Origin of the sequence: Pseudomonas sp. PvP025, from assembly GCF_017832155.1 — a bacterium.
GTDB lineage: Bacteria > Pseudomonadota > Gammaproteobacteria > Pseudomonadales > Pseudomonadaceae > Aquipseudomonas.
The window spans coordinates 859661-876472 of record NZ_JAFIBJ010000001.1 but is presented as its reverse complement, the minus strand read 5'-3'; the positions used below and the strand labels follow the sequence as shown (position 1 = coordinate 876472).

The following is a 16812-nucleotide window of genomic DNA, read 5'->3' as shown; positions in this document are numbered from 1 at the left end:
CAGTAATGTACCGAAACAGTTACTTCAAAACAGCCAGGGCGGCTTCGTAGTTTGGCTCCTGGCCAATTTCAGCCACCAGCTCGCTGTGCAGCACTGTGTCGTTTTCGTCCAGCACTACCACGGCGCGGGCGGTCAGGCTGCGCAGTGGGCCGTCGGTGATATCGACACCGTAGTCCTGGGAGAAGGCAGCGCTGCGGAAATCCGACAGGCTTTTCACGTTTTCCAGGCCTTCGGAACCGCAGAAACGCGCCTGGGCGAACGGCAGGTCGGAGGAAATGCACAGCACCACAGTGTTGCTCAGCTCGTTGGCCTGGGCATTGAACTTGCGCACCGAGGTGGCGCAGGTCGGGGTATCGACGCTTGGGAAGATATTCAACACTTTGCGCTTGCCGGCGAAGGAAGCCAGGGTGGCATCCGACAGGTCACCGGCGGTCAGGGTAAAGTCGGGAGCCTGGGAACCGGCCTGTGGCAGTTCGCCTTCAACCTGGACAGGGTTACCTTTGAGAGTGACTTGAGCCATGAACGAAATCCTTATACGGGTTTGATGAAACGAATTCGAGAGGCCGAAGTTAACCACAAAGTACCGCCGCTACCTACCCCGCAGGCAAATTGTCATCACCCCGGGTTGTGGTTTAATTGCACGCTTTTTGCCCGCCCCTTTTCAGGAACCCGCCCTTGATAAATCAGCCCTCCACCAAAGTCCTGGTTATTGGTTACGTCTGGCCGGAACCCCGTTCCTCGGCCGCAGGCGGGCATATGATGCAGATTCTTGAGACGTTTCTCACCCAAGGTTGGGACATTACCTTTAGCAGTCCGGCCGCACTCGGCGAGCATAAGGCCGACTTGTCGACGCTGGGCATCGCCGAATGCGCCATCGAACTCAATAACAGCAGTTTCGATGAGTTTATCCGTGAGCTGGCCCCGGATATCGTGCTGTTCGACCGTTTCATGATGGAAGAGCAATTCGGCTGGCGCGTGGAAAAGTGCTGCCCCGGCGCGCTGCGCGTGCTGGAAACCTCGGACCTGCAAAGCCTGCGCGACGCACGTCACCAGCGTTTCAAGGAGCACGCAAAAGCGCATTCCGACAGTGACGACTTCACTGCTCTGTTCGCCCCTGCGCTGAGGGACGAATTCCAGCGCATGGCTGACACGGACCTCGCCAAACGCGAAATCGCTGCCATTTATCGCTGCGATATCAGCCTGATGATTTCCGACGTGGAAATCCGCCTGCTCACCGAGCAATTCAAGGTGCCAGCCGCCCTGCTCCACTGGTGCCCGCTGATGATGCAGCCGCCCACCGCCGCCTTTGCGCCCTTTGAAGACCGCGCGCATTTTCTCAGCATCGGCAACTTTCGCCACGCCCCCAACTGGGATGCCGTGCTGTGGATGAAGAGCAGCATCTGGCCGCTGATCCGCCAGCAACTGCCGGGCGTCCAATTGCACATCTATGGCGCTTACACACCGCCCAAGGCCACTGCCCTGCACAACCCGGCGCAGGGTTTTCATGTGCTGAACTGGGCCGAAGATGCGCTGCAGGTGATGAGCGCCGCGCGCATCTGCCTGGCGCCGCTACGCTTTGGCGCGGGGATAAAAGGCAAACTGGCCGACGCCATGCTGTGTGGCACACCCAACGTCACCACGCCCATCGGTGCCGAAGCCATGGGCGATGAACAGCCCTGGCCCGGCATGATCGAACACCGAGCCCAGGCGCTCGCCGCCGCCGCCGTCGCCCTTTATCAGGACCGTGAGCGCTGGACCCAGGCCCAGGAACAGGGTCGCCAACTGCTCGCCCGCCGCTATGACCAGCGCATCCACGGCCCGGCGCTGGTGCAATGCCTGGAAAACTGCCGCATCCACCTCGCCAACCACCGCCGCAACAACTTCACCGGCAGCATGCTGCGTCACCATGCCCACAAGAGCACGCAGTACATGTCGCAGTGGATCGAGGCAAAAAACCGCGCCCTATGAGGCCGGCGCTGGCGAGGTGGTGCGTGAGGAGGCATTATCCTGTGCAGCAATCACAATAAAGCGACGGCGCCATGACCCGAGCAACGCGAGTTACCGACCCTTCCTACGAACTGATGGACGATCACAACGGTCTGTCCATCATCTATCGCCAGCACGGTTTCCCCTGCCCGCTGGTGCGCTGGCATTTCCACAAGGAATACGAGCTGCACTTGATCGTTGCCAGCTCGGGCAAGGTGTTTATCGGTGACTACATCGGCAACTTCTACCCGGAAAGCCTGTTTCTCACCGGCCCCAACCTGCCCCACAACTGGATCAGCCAGGTGGAGGAAGACGAAGTGGTGCCCAAGCGCGACATGCTGGTGAACTTCACCGATGAATTATTCGAACACGGCAGCCATGTCTTCGCCGAACTCAAACGCCTGGAACCGTTGCTGGAGCGCGCACAGTACGGCATCGAATTTCGCTGCAAAAAAAACATCGCACTGGCCATGGGCCTGATGCAGCGCATTGAGGAGACCCAGGGCATCGCGCGACTGGGGCACTTCTTCATCCTGATGGAGGCGCTGAGCACGTGTGAGGATTATCAATTGCTCTCGGGCGCCACCACGCCGCAATTGGCCGACGAACACAACATTGACCGCACCAACCGCGCGGTGGATTACATTTTTGCTCACTACGCACGGGAGTTGCCGCTGGAGGAAGTGGCGGACTACCTGGGGATGAAGCCCACCTACTTCTCAAGAGTGTTCAAGCAGGCGACGGGCCGTACCTTTGTCGAATTTGTTAACCGTTTACGCATCAGCAAATCCTGCGAGTTGCTGGCTGACGGAGAGAAGGCGGTGACGGATGTGTGTTTCGAATCGGGGTTCAATAACATTTCCAACTTCAACCGGCGTTTTCAACAGCTCAAGGGCATGACGCCCTCCCACTATAGGCGGTTGGCGGTGCAGCGGTTGACCGAGCAGAACCTCGCCTGACATTGACCGCACCCACCTCCGTGCAGGCACGATCAAAAAATGGCTACATTGCCTGTCACACATGCCTAGTGAACGCCATTAGTCCTGCAGCCACTCAGCAACAACATCACCGCTCTCCTTAGCAGGTGATATTTTTCTGACAGCCGGTTCAAGGATAGGCAATGATCATTAGCGCGCAAAAACTTCCTGCCCTCCACACACAGCACCCTCACCCGGCTGAAAGCGCCCCAAGCGTGCCGCTTGCCGACGCTGCCACGCTCAGCGCGGCGAACATGCGCCCTGCCTCGCGAACGCGCAGAGACCTGCAAGGTTCAACGCCTGCTTCCAACCCGCGCCAAGAGAAAATCAACCAATTCGCCGACGCCCTGGTTGAGCGTGGTGACCGCCAACTGGCCGCCGATATTGCCAATGGCCTGATCCGCGAAAAGCTCGACAAAAACGCATCTGTTGATTCCGAGCAGATAGCAATCCCAAATGACTCCACTTTCCGTCAGCGCTGGAGCGAACTTGCGAACGCACTGCACTCGGAGCCGTTCAAATCGTTTGCGCAGGCCAATGATATTGACCTCAACACCATCATGATCGATAAAACAGGGAGTTTGATTGCGCTCAAAAAGGGCACTTACTATGACATCTACTCACGGACGGATGACGATTGGGCGCGTGCTTCGGTGGACGTTCTGGCGGCAGTAGAAAAACTATCCATTCGGGACCTGATCAACTTCTCTGACAAGGATTTCGTGTCCCTCAGAAACCTGATCGCGTTTTACGATTTGCCTCGATCCACTACCGGTGATGACGTGCTGCCTATCATCGAAAAACTGTTGAAAGGCACCTTCCCAGAGCCGGACAAATCCGACAAGCATTACACGCAGCTTGTTGCCAAGCGCGACCAGCAAAAAAAAGAGGCCCGCCAGGCGATCGCAGACTTACCGCCGCATCAACTGAACCAACGCCTGGCCGAGTTCGCGCCGTTAACGGCAGCAGAAAGAGTAAAATGCGCTGACAAAGAGCTGGCGGTGCTATGCAGTCAGGCATTGATTAAGCTGTTGCCGGAACCGCGTAGCACACACATGGGGCTGTCGGCCTCTGAGATTATCCTCAACGAAATTCCGGAATATTCGACATTTAACCAGGCGCGCGCACACCTTTTAAAAGCGCTGAGCAGCGACGTTTTTACAACCTTTTTAAAAAACAACAACATCACTGCTTCCAGCGTCAGATTCCTTCCAGACAGCGGGGAATTGACAGGCAACGTCGAAGGCAAGGACAAGACCTTCACCTTGAACGATGTTTCGGATTGGCATGATATCTGGGAAAAAATCAAGAACGCCGTCCAACAAATGGCAGGCGGCTCTGGCGCTGCCGTTGAATATCCGGCCGCATCTGCATCATTGGACGAAGTGATGCGGTTTTACAACGAGCCGGTCCCTGAACGACAAGGTTCAACACAACAGCCTGTGGTGAGCGTCCTGCGCCGAATAGCAGAGATGTCCCAAAACAAAGGTTTCAAAGCATTGGTGGACACAACCGCCAACGATGCGGCGTCCCAGGTTGTGCGCAAGCGACAGCAGGCAGTGAGCAATCAACTCTCTGACACGTCCATTAAGCCATCCAGGCTTGAAGCTCTGGCGCAAGCGATTAAATCCAGTGACGCTGACTCAGTGGAAACAGGAGCAGAAAGCGCCGAAAGCGCACTGGCCATCGCCATGTACCGCGCAATGCTCGCAGTGAAGGCCGATCCCACCCAAGCCTCCAACAAAATCATCGATTCGATACCGCACGACAGTCTGTTCGGACAATGGTGGGATTACCTTGGCAAGGCGCTGAACGCACGCGGGTTCATCGAGTGGGCCCGCGAACAGAAAGTGGACTTGGCGTCCCTGCGCTATGCCCCCTCGGACCGGGCGCTGGTCGGCAAGGTCAATGGCATAGACCGGCGTTATACCGCCAATGATTTTGCGGAAAAATACCCTGGGTATTTTGACGTGCTCACGCCAGTGTTGAATGCCGCAGCGCCCTTCGCAACACGTGGAGCAGAAATGAAGCTGCCGGGAACCATCAGCGCCAATGCACCGTTTGAATCGGTGTGCAATTTTTATGGTATCAGCACCCACTACAGCGGCCCGGCCTTCGCACAACAAACGCAGATGATGGGGCGAACACAACAGTTCCCTACGCCTGTTGAAGACACGGATCGAATCGTGAACGATTTGATCCGAAAAAAAACAGCATTGGGGGACAGCAATGATCGATACGCCCTCATTGGTGAGCTTAAACGCCTCAATGCGGAGGACACCTCGACATGGATCAATAGCGATCCTGATTCGTCGCATCAGCCTAAGGGTGCCAGAACTCTTCGGCAGTTTCTTCGAGACAACAAATGGAACGACGTCACGTCGAGTCAGCAGACCGAAAACCTGTTAAAGGCGTTGCAAACGCCCGTCCCTCAATCACCGGCCTTGGGCAACGTCTGGGGGTTTCTCTCCACCGACCTCCCCCTTAGCGTTAAACAGCGCAGCAAGGTGGCGGAGTTTGTGAAAGACAATATCGGCCAGCACGACAGCCTTTGGAGCTATTTAAGCGCCGGTATCACTGGCCTCGACGCCCAACCTGACAAAGCACTGGAACGGATATTGTCCAGTGATAAAGCCGTCGAATTTGCCGCGAAGCTGGAAATCGACATGCAGGGGCGCACGACCACGACCAGCCTGAAGCAGTGGCTGTTGACAGCCCTGGTGCTGGAGCTCGACCCGAAGGCGGGCTCTGCGCGCAATAAGGTTGCAGACTTCCACTTCATGCACGCTGATAACTGGGGACTTCACCCCAACGAAATCAGCCAGCGTTTCGATAAACACTTGATTGACACCGGTAAGGTACCCGCGGCACTGGCCCCGATCGCCTCGCATTTGCTGAAGTCAGGTATGGCGCCACAGTTTGTACGCAAAGACCTGCCGTCAGCGGCGACGCTGGGCTCCTCCGAGTTTGCCATCTACACGATGGGGGTAAATCTGGTCGAGCAGATAGCCCCCGGTGCAGCCACCGGCATGAGTGATGAACAGATCACCCGGTTTATCGGGATTGATCCCATTTCAGCTGATGAGACCCAACAACGCGCCATGGCCGGGATGAATCCGGTGATGGATTGGGCTATCTGCAACGGTCATGTCGTGAAGAGTGACAAGGATGAATACACCCTGGAACAAATGGCAACCGCGCAAAAATCCCTGAATAAACAGACCACTGAAGTGGCTGCCGCCAGCAAGTTTCTGGGTACCGTCAAGGCGCCCAGCAGGCGGGCGATGGCCCTTGAAGCGTTGCGGGCAAAATTTGGTTCCACTATCGATTTCGAGAATACGTACGTACGGGAGAGGGTCGGCAAGATATTTTCCGGCGTTAAAGCGAGCATTGCCGCAGTGTATGAGTCCGGCCGTCTGGGTGATCAGTGGGATCCGGAAAAGCCCGGGGTGGACGTCGAGAACCTGCGCAGGCACGCCTCTGAATTACCGGTCATAAAAGAGCAATTTAATAACGCTATCGAACAGGACTATACGCAGCGCAGGACCCACAGTATTTCGCAACTCAAGGATATGCTCAGCAAACTGCCATTGCCGATTCGCGTTGCCTTGAAGAATGGCGGAATGAACCTGTACGCCGTGGGAAATACCGGCGGTATCGTGCTGGATGTCGATCACTACGGAAAGCAGTACACGCTCGCCGTCTACCCGGGCGCTGGAAAAATAATACAAATCCCGGCGATAGACCGTTCGGTGCTTCACGGCAAAGCCGGCAGCGTAACCATCGACTTGAAGGCCTTCCAAAGTGGCGCAGAGCCAAAACCTGAACTCTCCCCCAACGTCGTCTTGACGCCCCTGCACGTTGTCGACCCCAATGTTTATGAAGGGGGCAGGCGACTTTTGTTTGCAGAGCAGGCGGGCACTACGCCCGCCAACTACGAAAGTATCAGGTTCCAACACGTGGCCGAAGTGCTGGTTGACACGGCCTACCTGAACAAGGCCAATTTCACCAACAAACAACGTGGGTTCAACCCTGTGGACAATGCCGTCGAGCCCAGTGATGTCTTCCTGGGCTTCATGAAAGTAGTACCCGGCGGCTCAAGTATTCTGGACCTTTACAACGGCGATTATAAGAAAGCGGTATACGACCTGGGCGTCGACATCGTCATGTATGCAGCCACGGAAGGTGCAGGCAAACTCTGGTCACTGCTCAAATCGGGTACAGGCTGGGCGGCGGTCAAGGTGTCTGCCAAATTCATTGAGAAGTTCGGCGCCAAAGAAGGTGAAGATCTTGTGATCAGAGACCTTACAGCCAACAGTACCTCACAGACGCTCCTTTCAACCAGTCGACTGCAGCAAAGCCATCTGGCGGAACTGGGCGACGGGAAGTTTGTGCAGCCATCCAACATGGAAGACGGTGTCGTCATAAGCTCCGATACCCCCCCACACACCAAAGTGACGGCAATCTTCCAGGAAGGTAACTGGTACGCCTACGACAGCAAAACAGCACAAGCCTATGGGCCGGCGCTGAAAGGGTTCGTGTCCGACACAACATCACTCGTGCAAAAAGAAACCTTTTCAGACGGCACCTCAGCGCTGGTAGCGCAAAAATCATTGGCCGAAGACGCCTTTACCCTCCCGCGCGTCAATGGCTTTGACCTGATCAACGAGGGCAAGGTCTACCGTTACGATACCCACGCGCCTGGTGTATTGACTGACCTGGAATCGGCCGATCACTTTAAACCGCTCGAAGGTTTCGAGGCGATCTGCCGAGCCCCGACAGGGCTCACTGGCCGATTCAGGCGCGGTGCCAATGACACCTGTTTCTCCAAGATCATCGACAACGTATCCAGTGAGTTGACCCAGGAACTGCAGGCGCTTGAGCACGTGCGGCTGTTCCCCTCGGAACCGAAGCTGTTCAAAAAGGATCAATTCGTCATTTTCGAGCGACGTCGGTTTAAGTTGGTTGAAGGTGAAATGGGCCCCCAACTGATGCCCGTCCTTGATAAAAAACGCATCACCTACAAGGACATTGTCAAAGGCACGATCACGCAGGATCCACAGTTCGGCTTTTACAGTGCGCAACCCAGTGACGCGTTGGCGCGGGAAAGCCGGGTGGTGAAGCTCAACAGCATCAGCACGGCGTGCGATGACAAGCGCGAGTTGCGAGGTATCGTGGTTAAGGACTCGATCACCGGCAGTACCAATCAATACTTGGTGATCGAAGCGGATATCGGCGAGTTTTACGTTGCGACATTAAACAAAGCGCCTGGCGACGAACTGACCTTTATAAAATGCACATCCAGAGAATTACCGTTGGTCATGAGCTATAAGGCTAAGCTCAACATACGCCAAGGCGTTTCCCACGTCCCCATTGATCACGATTTTATTGCCTTGCCGAAACTCGATATGGCGTTTCAAGCGCTGGAGCGTTCTGGCTATACGAGACAGGAAGTCGATGAGCTAAAAGTCTATTGTAAAGAGATGACCCCGGAACAGCAGCGTGAAGTCGTTTATCAACTGCAACGGCACGACGCGATCGGTAAAGCCGACATCGCTCTAAGGCCGATACAAGTGGCCGCATTGGATAAACCTGCTGACTTCGCAACCAGAACGGTGGAACAGCAGAACAAATTCTATGCAGAGCAAGCCAAATCCAATGTCAATCTTGGAATGAAAGCCACAGGGCTGGGACCCGGCAATCAAGTGCGGTCCACGGCGGATAAGGCGCGTGCGCAAGCCGCATTACAGACCCTCAGTTGGATACGTAATACTGCGGAGAGCCACGCGCCAAATCGCGCCAATCTCGTGCTTAAAACCGGGGCTGGCAACTGCGGAGAAATGGCGATTTTGTCCAAGGACATTATTAATAAGAGCGGCGGTAGAGCCTATGAATGGTATGCATCGGACGCTCACGCGTTCACGGTGGTGGGTGGACCCTCAACGCTACCATCAGGGACCGTCGACTTTTCCGAGCAAGCCTGGAACGACGCCTGGATCGTGGACCCATGGACCGATATTGCCTGTCCCGCTCGCGAATACACGCAGAACCTCAAGAAAGTCATGGCCCAGTGGGAAGGTAAAAATATAAAGATATTGGAGGGAGAGGCATTAATCAGCCCGTTGAATAAAAACTGGATGGAAAATCTCATAACGAAACCAAAAAATCCCTTTCCTCACGGGTATAACCGTTCCTGAACACCCTGCACAGGAACAAGCGCGCCGTCACCGTGTGATCGGCGCGCTTTGCCCAAGCCTAACCTGACCTGCCCCCCTCAGCCAAACTGCCAACGAGTGCAAAAAAGTATCAGCGAACGTGCACCCAAGGATTTGTCACAAGCGCATTTCAGGGCTGTAATCAACGCACACTCTTCCTGACTACCTGTAGGAAGACACAACAACAATAACTGTCCTTCTGCAGCCCTCTGGGCGCGGAAATGGAGTGCGCGATGAAGTTCACAGCGAAAGCACTGCTTGTCTCTACCTGCATGACAACCTGCATGACCCTCAGCGCCGTCAGCTTCGGCGCCCAGACCCTGACCATTGCCACCGTCAACAACAGCGACATGATCCGCATGCAAAAGCTCTCGAAAACCTTCGAGGCCGAGCACCCGGAGATCAAGCTGAACTGGGTGGTGCTCGAAGAAAACGTACTGCGCCAACGCCTCACCACTGACATCGCCACCCAGGGCGGGCAGTTCGACGTGCTGACCATCGGCATGTACGAAGCTGCACTGTGGGGCGCCAAGGGCTGGCTGGAGCCGATGAAAGACCTGCCGGCTTCCTACGACCTGGATGATGTATTCCCTTCGGTGCGTGACGGTTTGTCGGTCAAGGGTTCGCTGTACGCCCTGCCGTTCTACGCCGAAAGCTCGATCACCTATTACCGCACCGACCTGTTCAAGGACGCCGGGCTGACCATGCCCGAGCACCCGACCTGGAGCCAGATCGGCGAATACGCGGCCAAACTCACCGACAAGTCCAAGGAGCAGTACGGCCTGTGCCTGCGCGGCAAGGCCGGCTGGGGCGAGAACATGGCGCTGATCACCACCCTGGCCAACGGCTACGGAGCGCGCTGGTTCGATGAGAAGTGGCAGCCCGAGTTCAACGGCCCCGAGTGGAAGGACGCGCTGAACTTCTACGTCGACAACATGAAGAAATCCGGCCCGCCGGGTGCTTCAAGCAACGGTTTCAACGAAAACCTGGCGCTGTTCAACAGCGGCAAGTGCGCGATATGGGTCGATGCCAGCGTGGCCGGCTCGTTCGTCACCGACAAGACCCAGAGCAAAGTGGCTGACCATGTCGGCTTCACCTTCGCCCCCCACGAAAAAACCGACAAGGGCACCTCGTGGCTGTACTCCTGGAGCCTGGCGATTCCCACCAGCTCCAAGGCCAAGGACGCCGCCAAGGTGTTCACCAGTTGGGCAACCTCCAAGGAATATGGCGCACTGGTCGCCAAGACGGACGGCATCGCCAATGTACCGCCAGGCACGCGTGCCTCGACCTACAGCGATGAGTACATGAAGGCCGCACCGTTCGCCAAGGTAACTCTGGAATCGCTGAAAGTCGCCGCCCCGACCAAGCCGACCCTCAAGCCGGTGCCGTATATCGGGATTCAGCTGGTCACCATTCCCGAGTTCCAGGCGATTGGTACGCAAGTGGGCAAGTTCTTCTCCGGTGCCTTGACCGGTCAGCAGACGGTCGACCAGGCACTGGCTGCCGCGCAGACCACCACCGAGCGTGAAATGAAGCGGGCGGGTTATCCCAAATAAACTGGGAATACCACAGTAAATGTGGGAGGGGGCTTGCTCCCGATAGCAGTGGATCAGCCAACTGATTCATCAACTGATACACCGCTATCGGGAACAAGCCCCCTCCCACACTGACCGCACTCCGATTCATGCTCCGCACTGGTCTTGATTGCCATGAATACAACACCCAAAAACCGTCTGGCCAACCCTGGCTGGTTTCTCGTCAGCCCTTCGGTGGCCTTGCTGCTGCTGTGGATGATCGTACCGCTGGGCATGACCCTGTACTTTTCACTGATCCGCTACAACCTGCTCTACCCCGGTGAAAACCAGTTCGTAGGGCTGGAGAACTTCACCTATTTCGTCACCGACTCGGGGTTCCTGCCCGGCGCCACCAACACCCTGTTGCTGGTGGGCAGCGTGCTGTTGATCAGCGTGGTGTTTGGCGTGTTGATCAGTGCCCTGCTCGAGGCCAGTGAGTTCCTCGGCCGTGGCCTGGTGCGGGTGATGCTGATTTCGCCGTTTTTCATCATGCCCACCGTCGGTGCGCTGATCTGGAAAAACCTGATTTTCCACCCCGTGTCGGGGATTCTCGCCGCCGTGTGGAAGTTCTTCGGCGCCGAACCCGTGGACTGGCTGGCGCACTACCCGCTGTTGTCGATCATCATCATTGTGTCGTGGCAATGGCTGCCTTTCGCCATCCTGCTGCTGATGACCGCCATGCAGTCCCTCGACCAGGAGCAAAAGGAAGCCGCGCGCCTGGACGGTGCCGGCGCCATCGCGATCTTCTGGCACCTGACCCTGCCGCACCTGGCCCGCCCGATTGCGGTGGTGGTGATGATCGAAACGATCTTTTTGCTCTCGGTGTTCGCCGAAATCTTCACCACCACCAACGGCGGCCCCGGTTACGCCTCGACCAACCTCGCCTACCTGATCTACAACCAGGCGCTGGTGCAGTTCGACGTGGGCATGGCCTCGGCCGGCGGCTTGATCGCCGTGGTCATCGCCAATATCGCGGCGATCATCCTGGTGCGGATGATCGGCAAAAACCTGACTGACAAGCCTTGAGGGCCGCGCCATGACGCTTCAACAATCCCGCCGCCTGCAAAGCCTGTTGCTTGGCACGCTGGCCTGGGCCATCGCGATCCTGATTTTCTTCCCGATCTTCTGGATGGTGCTGACCAGCTTCAAGACCGAAATCGACGCGTTCGCCACCCCGCCGCAGTTCATTTTCACGCCGACGCTGGAGAACTACCTGCACATCAACGAACGCAGCAACTACTTCGCCTACGCGTGGAACTCGGTACTCATTTCGTTCAGCGCCACCGCCCTGTGCCTGCTGATCTCGGTACCGGCCGCCTACTCCATGGCGTTCTATGAAACCAAACGCACCAAGGGCACGCTGCTGTGGATGCTGTCCACCAAGATGTTGCCGCCGGTGGGCGTGCTGATGCCGATCTACCTGCTGGCCAAGAGCTTTGGCCTGCTGGATACGCGCATCGCGCTGATCATCATCTACACCCTGATCAACCTGCCGATCGTAGTGTGGATGGTGTACACCTACTTCAAGGACATTCCCAAGGACATCCTCGAAGCCGCGCGCCTGGACGGCGCCACCCTGTGGCAGGAAATGGTTCGCGTGCTGCTGCCGATCGCCAAGGGCGGCCTGGCCTCCACGGTGCTGCTGTCGCTGATCCTGTGCTGGAACGAGGCGTTCTGGTCGTTGAACCTGACCTCGTCCAGCGCAGCGCCGCTGACGGCGTTGATCGCCTCCTACTCCAGCCCCGAAGGTTTGTTCTGGGCCAAATTGTCCGCCGTCTCGACCCTCGCCTGTGCGCCCATCCTGATCTTCGGCTGGATCAGCCAGAAGCAGCTGGTGCGTGGCTTGTCCTTCGGCGCCGTCAAATAATAATTGCAAGCGGAGGCCCATCTCATGGCCAACCTGAAAATCAAGAATCTGCAAAAAGGCTTCGAAGGCTTCTCGATCATCAAAGGCATCGACCTGGAAGTGAACGACAAGGAATTCGTGGTGTTCGTCGGCCCTTCGGGCTGCGGCAAGTCCACCCTGCTGCGCTTGATCGCGGGGCTTGAAGAAGTGAGCGAAGGCACCATCGAACTGGACGGGCGCGACATCACCGAAGTGACCCCGGCCAAGCGCGACCTGGCGATGGTGTTCCAGACTTACGCGCTGTACCCGCACATGAGCGTGCGCAAGAACATGTCGTTTGCCCTGGACCTGGCCGGCGTCGACAAGAAGCTGGTGGACAGCAAGGTCAGCGAAGCGGCGCGCATCCTCGAACTCGGCCCGTTGCTTGAGCGCAAGCCCAAGCAACTGTCCGGCGGTCAGCGTCAGCGCGTGGCGATTGGCCGGGCGATTGTGCGCAACCCGAAGATCTTCCTGTTCGACGAACCGCTGTCCAACCTCGATGCCGCGCTGCGCGTGCAGATGCGCCTGGAACTGGCGCGCCTGCACAAGGAGCTGCAGGCGACCATGATCTACGTGACCCACGACCAGGTGGAAGCGATGACCCTGGCCGACAAGGTGGTGGTGTTGAACAGCGGGCGCATCGAGCAGGTCGGCTCGCCGCTGGACCTCTATCACCAGCCGGCCAATCTGTTTGTGGCGGGTTTCCTCGGCACACCGAAAATGGGCTTTCTCAAGGGCAAGGTCACGCGGGTCGAATCGCAGAGCTGTGAAGTGCAACTGGACGCCGGCACCTTGATCAACCTGCCGCTCAGCGGCCCGACCCTCAGCGTCGGCAACGCGGTGACCCTGGGCATTCGCCCGGAACACCTGGAAATCGCCGCAGCGGGCCAGACCACCCTGACCGTCATCGCCGACGTCGGCGAGCGCCTGGGCAGCGACACCTTCTGCCACGTCATCACCTCAACAGGCGAGCCGCTGACAATGCGGATTCGCGGCGACATGGCCAGCCAGTACGGCGAAACCCTGCACCTGCACCTCGACCCGGCGCACTGCCACCTGTTCGACACCGACGGCGTGGCCGTGGCCCGCCCACTGCGCGCTGCCGCCTGATTTCGCGAGTATCTTCTGATGAAACTGAATAAGCAGAACCTCACCCTGTTGGCGCCGCAAGTGAAAATCCCCGCCTACGCCATTGCCAGCACTACGCAGGGCATCGCGCATATCGGCGTAGGCGGTTTCCACCGCGCGCATCAGGCGTATTACACCGATGCGCTGATGAATACCGGCGTTGGCCTGGACTGGAGCATCTGCGGCGTCGGCCTGCGGGCCGAGGACCGCAAGGCCCGCGACGACCTGGCCGGCCAGGATTACCTGTTCACCCTGTATGAACTGGGCGACACCGACGACACCGAAGTGCGCGTGATCGGCTCGATCAGCGACATGCTGCTGGCCGAAGACGGCGCCCAGGCGCTGATCGACAAACTGGCCGACCCCGCCATTCGCATCGTCTCGCTGACCATCACCGAAGGCGGCTACTGCATCGACGACAGCACCGGCGAGTTCATGGCGCACCTGCCGCAGATCCAGCATGACCTGGCCCACCCTGCGGCGCCGACCACCGTGTTCGGTTTTATCTGCGCGGCGCTGAGCCAACGCCGCGCCGCCGGCACCCCGGCGTTTACCGTGATGTCCTGCGATAACCTGCCGCACAACGGCGCCGTCACGCGCAAGGCGTTGCTGGCGTTCGCCGCCCTGCACAATGCCGACCTGCACGACTGGATCAAGGCCAACGTGAGTTTCCCCAACGCCATGGTCGACCGCATCACGCCCATGACCAGCAGCGCGCACCGCCTGCAACTGCACGACGAGCACGGCATCGACGATGCCTGGCCGGTGGTGTGCGAACCCTTTGTGCAGTGGGTGCTGGAAGACAACTTCGTCAACGGCCGCCCGGCCTGGGAAAAAGTCGGGGTGCAGTTCACCGATGACGTCACGCCCTATGAAGAAATGAAGATCGGCCTGCTCAACGGCAGTCACCTGGCGCTGACCTACCTGGGCTTTCTCAAGGGTTACCGGTTTGTGCACGAGACCATGAATGACCCGGTGTTTGTGGCGTACATGCGTGCCTACATGGACCTGGACGTCACGCCAAACCTGGCGCCGGTGCCGGGCATCGACCTGACCGCGTACAAACAGACGCTGGTGGACCGCTTCTCCAACCAGGCGATTGCCGATCAGCTGGAGCGCGTGTGTTCGGATGGCTCGTCGAAGTTTCCCAAGTTCACCGTGCCGACCATCAACCGTTTGATTGCCGATGGCCGTGAGACCGAGCGGGCAGCACTGGTGGTCGCAGCCTGGGCGTTGTACTTGAAGGGCGTGGATGAGAACGGTGTGAGCTACAAAATCCCGGATCCGCGTGCCGAGTTCTGCCAGGCACTGGTCAGTGACGACGCGCTGATCAGCCAGCGACTGCTGGGGGTGGAAGAGATTTTCGGCAAGGCTATTCCCAACTCACCCGCGTTTGTGGCAGCGTTCGAGCGGTGTTATGCAAGTTTGCGCGATCATGGCGTCACTGAAACCCTGCAAAACCTCCTGAAGAAACCGGCTTAAAACTGTGGGAGGGGGCTTGCTCCCTCCCACATTGACCGCATTTCAATCCAATAATAAAACTGCTGAGCACTCCCTCATGACCCAGCAAAACCTGTTCCTCGGCATCGACTGCGGCACCCAGGGCACCAAGGCCATTGTCCTCGACGCGGCCACCGGCAAGGTGCTGGGTCTGGGCGCCGCCGCACATACCCTGATCAGCGGCGCCAATGGTCGCCGCGAACAGCACACCCAGGAATGGCTGGATGCGTTCACCGAAGCCACCCACCGCGCCCTGCAACAGGCCGGCGTGGACGGCCGCGACATCCTTGGCATCGGCGTTTCCGGCCAGCAACACGGCCTGGTGCTGCTCGACGACGAGGGCCAGGTACTGCGCCCGGCCAAGCTGTGGTGCGACACCGAAACCGCACCTGAAAATGACCGATTGCTGCAACACCTGGGCGGCGAACGCGGTTCGCTGGAGCGCCTGGGGGTGGCGATTGCGCCCGGTTACACCCTGTCCAAACTGCTGTGGACCCGCGAACAGCACCCGGATGTGTTCAGCCGCATCGCCCATATCCTGCTGCCCCACGACTACCTGAACCATTGGCTGACCGGGCGTGCCGTGGCGGAATACGGCGATGCGTCGGGCACCGGTTATTTCAACGTGCGCACCCGTGAATGGGATGTTGCGCTGCTCAAACACATCGACCCCAGCGGTCGCCTGGAAGCGGCCCTGCCCGAGCTGATCGAAGCCGACCAGGCCGTGGGCACGATCCTCCCCGCCATCGCCGAACGCCTGGGCATCAACCCCCACGCCATCGTCTCCAGCGGCGGAGGCGATAACATGATGGGCGCCATTGGCACCGGCAATATCGCGCCGGGCGTGATCACCATGAGCCTGGGCTCATCGGGCACTGTCTACGCCTTTTCGGATCAGCCCAACATCAGCCCCCAGGCCTCGGTGGCGACTTTCTGCTCTTCCAGCGGCGGCTGGCTGCCGTTGATCTGCACCATGAACCTGACCAACGCCACCGGAGTGATTCGCGAGCTGTTCGAGCTGGACCTGGCGGCCTTCAACGCCCTCGTCGCGCAGGCTCCGATTGGCGCCGACGGCGTGAGCATGCTGCCGTTTCTCAACGGCGAGCGCGTACCCGCCCTGCCCCATGCCACCGGCAGCCTGCACGGCCTGACCATGACCAACCTGACCCGCGCCAACCTGTGCCGCGCGGTGGTCGAAGGCACCACCTTCGGCCTGCGCTACGGCCTCGACCTACTGCGCGAAACCGGCCTGCAAAGCCAGCGTATCCGCCTTATCGGCGGCGGCTCGAAAAGCCCGGTGTGGCGGCAGATGGTTGCCGATATCATGAACACCGAAGTGATTTGCACCGAACAACCCGAAGCCGCCGCCCTCGGCGCGGCGATCCAGGCGGCGTGGTGCCAGAGCGGCGAATCCCTGGCCAGCCTGTGCGACAAATGCGTCAGCGTCGACCCGGCCAGCCGCACGTTGCCGGTGGCGGCCAATGTCCTTGCCTGTCAGCAGGCTTACGAACGCTATCAACAGCACGTGGCAACCCTTTAAGAGCGAA

The 16812-nt window shown here is 58.5% G+C and carries 10 protein-coding genes; 9 read left to right on the top strand and 1 reads right to left on the bottom strand.

Features of this window, described 5'->3' with window-relative positions; genetic code table 11:
* Positions 1–19: 19 nt before the first annotated feature.
* The gene (tpx, locus tag JOE32_RS03570; RefSeq protein ID WP_209981489.1) at positions 20–520 is read right to left on the bottom strand and encodes a thiol peroxidase; all 501 of its coding nucleotides are present in this window, start codon (positions 518–520) and stop codon (positions 20–22) included.
* Positions 521–678: 158 nt separating this feature from the next.
* On the opposite strand from tpx, the gene JOE32_RS03565 reads away from it, so the two are divergent.
* From JOE32_RS03565 to xylB, 9 genes are all read left to right on the top strand, one after another.
* Entirely contained in the window at positions 679–1968 is a 1290-nt protein-coding gene (locus JOE32_RS03565) for a glycosyltransferase (RefSeq protein WP_209990308.1), read from the top strand.
* A 71-nt stretch (positions 1969–2039) separates the two neighbouring features.
* The gene (locus JOE32_RS03560) at positions 2040–2945 is read left to right on the top strand and encodes an AraC family transcriptional regulator (protein WP_209981487.1); all 906 of its coding nucleotides are present in this window, start codon (positions 2040–2042) and stop codon (positions 2943–2945) included.
* 161 nt (positions 2946–3106) lie between these two features.
* Positions 3107–9160 carry a hypothetical protein gene (locus JOE32_RS03555; protein ID WP_209981485.1) on the top strand — a complete coding sequence of 2018 codons (6054 nt, stop codon included), beginning with the start codon at positions 3107–3109 and terminating at the stop codon, positions 9158–9160.
* A gap of 251 nt (positions 9161–9411) precedes the next feature.
* On the top strand, positions 9412–10734 hold the full coding sequence (locus JOE32_RS03550) for a sugar ABC transporter substrate-binding protein (RefSeq protein WP_209981483.1): 1323 nt from the start codon (positions 9412–9414) through the stop codon (positions 10732–10734).
* A gap of 153 nt (positions 10735–10887) precedes the next feature.
* Positions 10888–11778, top strand: coding sequence for a sugar ABC transporter permease (locus JOE32_RS03545; protein ID WP_057009372.1), 891 nt, complete (start codon positions 10888–10890; stop codon positions 11776–11778).
* Between the two features lie 10 nt (positions 11779–11788).
* Positions 11789–12619: a carbohydrate ABC transporter permease gene (locus JOE32_RS03540; RefSeq protein ID WP_003233033.1), complete on the top strand. Its 831-nt coding sequence runs from the start codon at positions 11789–11791 to the stop codon at positions 12617–12619.
* Positions 12620–12643: 24 nt separating this feature from the next.
* Positions 12644–13747, top strand: a complete 1104-nt coding sequence (gene ugpC / locus JOE32_RS03535) for a sn-glycerol-3-phosphate ABC transporter ATP-binding protein UgpC (protein WP_209981481.1) — start codon at positions 12644–12646, stop codon at positions 13745–13747.
* 18 nt (positions 13748–13765) lie between these two features.
* Positions 13766–15247 (top strand): mannitol dehydrogenase family protein, encoded by a 1482-nt coding sequence (locus JOE32_RS03530; RefSeq protein WP_209981479.1) that lies wholly within the window; start codon positions 13766–13768, stop codon positions 15245–15247.
* 76 nt (positions 15248–15323) lie between these two features.
* Positions 15324–16805: a xylulokinase gene (gene xylB / locus JOE32_RS03525; protein WP_209981477.1), complete on the top strand. Its 1482-nt coding sequence runs from the start codon at positions 15324–15326 to the stop codon at positions 16803–16805.
* The last annotated feature ends 7 nt before the right edge of the window (positions 16806–16812 follow it).

Coding starts and splice junctions, on each gene's coding strand:
- tpx (WP_209981489.1), bottom strand. CDS start 520: ATGGCTCAAGTCACTCTCAAAGGTAACCCTGTCCAGGTTGAAGGCGAA.
- JOE32_RS03560 (WP_209981487.1), top strand. CDS start 2,040: ATGACCCGAGCAACGCGAGTTACCGACCCTTCCTACGAACTGATGGAC.
- JOE32_RS03555 (WP_209981485.1), top strand. CDS start 3,107: ATGATCATTAGCGCGCAAAAACTTCCTGCCCTCCACACACAGCACCCT.
- JOE32_RS03550 (WP_209981483.1), top strand. CDS start 9,412: ATGAAGTTCACAGCGAAAGCACTGCTTGTCTCTACCTGCATGACAACC.
- JOE32_RS03545 (WP_057009372.1), top strand. CDS start 10,888: ATGAATACAACACCCAAAAACCGTCTGGCCAACCCTGGCTGGTTTCTC.
- JOE32_RS03540 (WP_003233033.1), top strand. CDS start 11,789: ATGACGCTTCAACAATCCCGCCGCCTGCAAAGCCTGTTGCTTGGCACG.
- ugpC (WP_209981481.1), top strand. CDS start 12,644: ATGGCCAACCTGAAAATCAAGAATCTGCAAAAAGGCTTCGAAGGCTTC.
- JOE32_RS03530 (WP_209981479.1), top strand. CDS start 13,766: ATGAAACTGAATAAGCAGAACCTCACCCTGTTGGCGCCGCAAGTGAAA.
- xylB (WP_209981477.1), top strand. CDS start 15,324: ATGACCCAGCAAAACCTGTTCCTCGGCATCGACTGCGGCACCCAGGGC.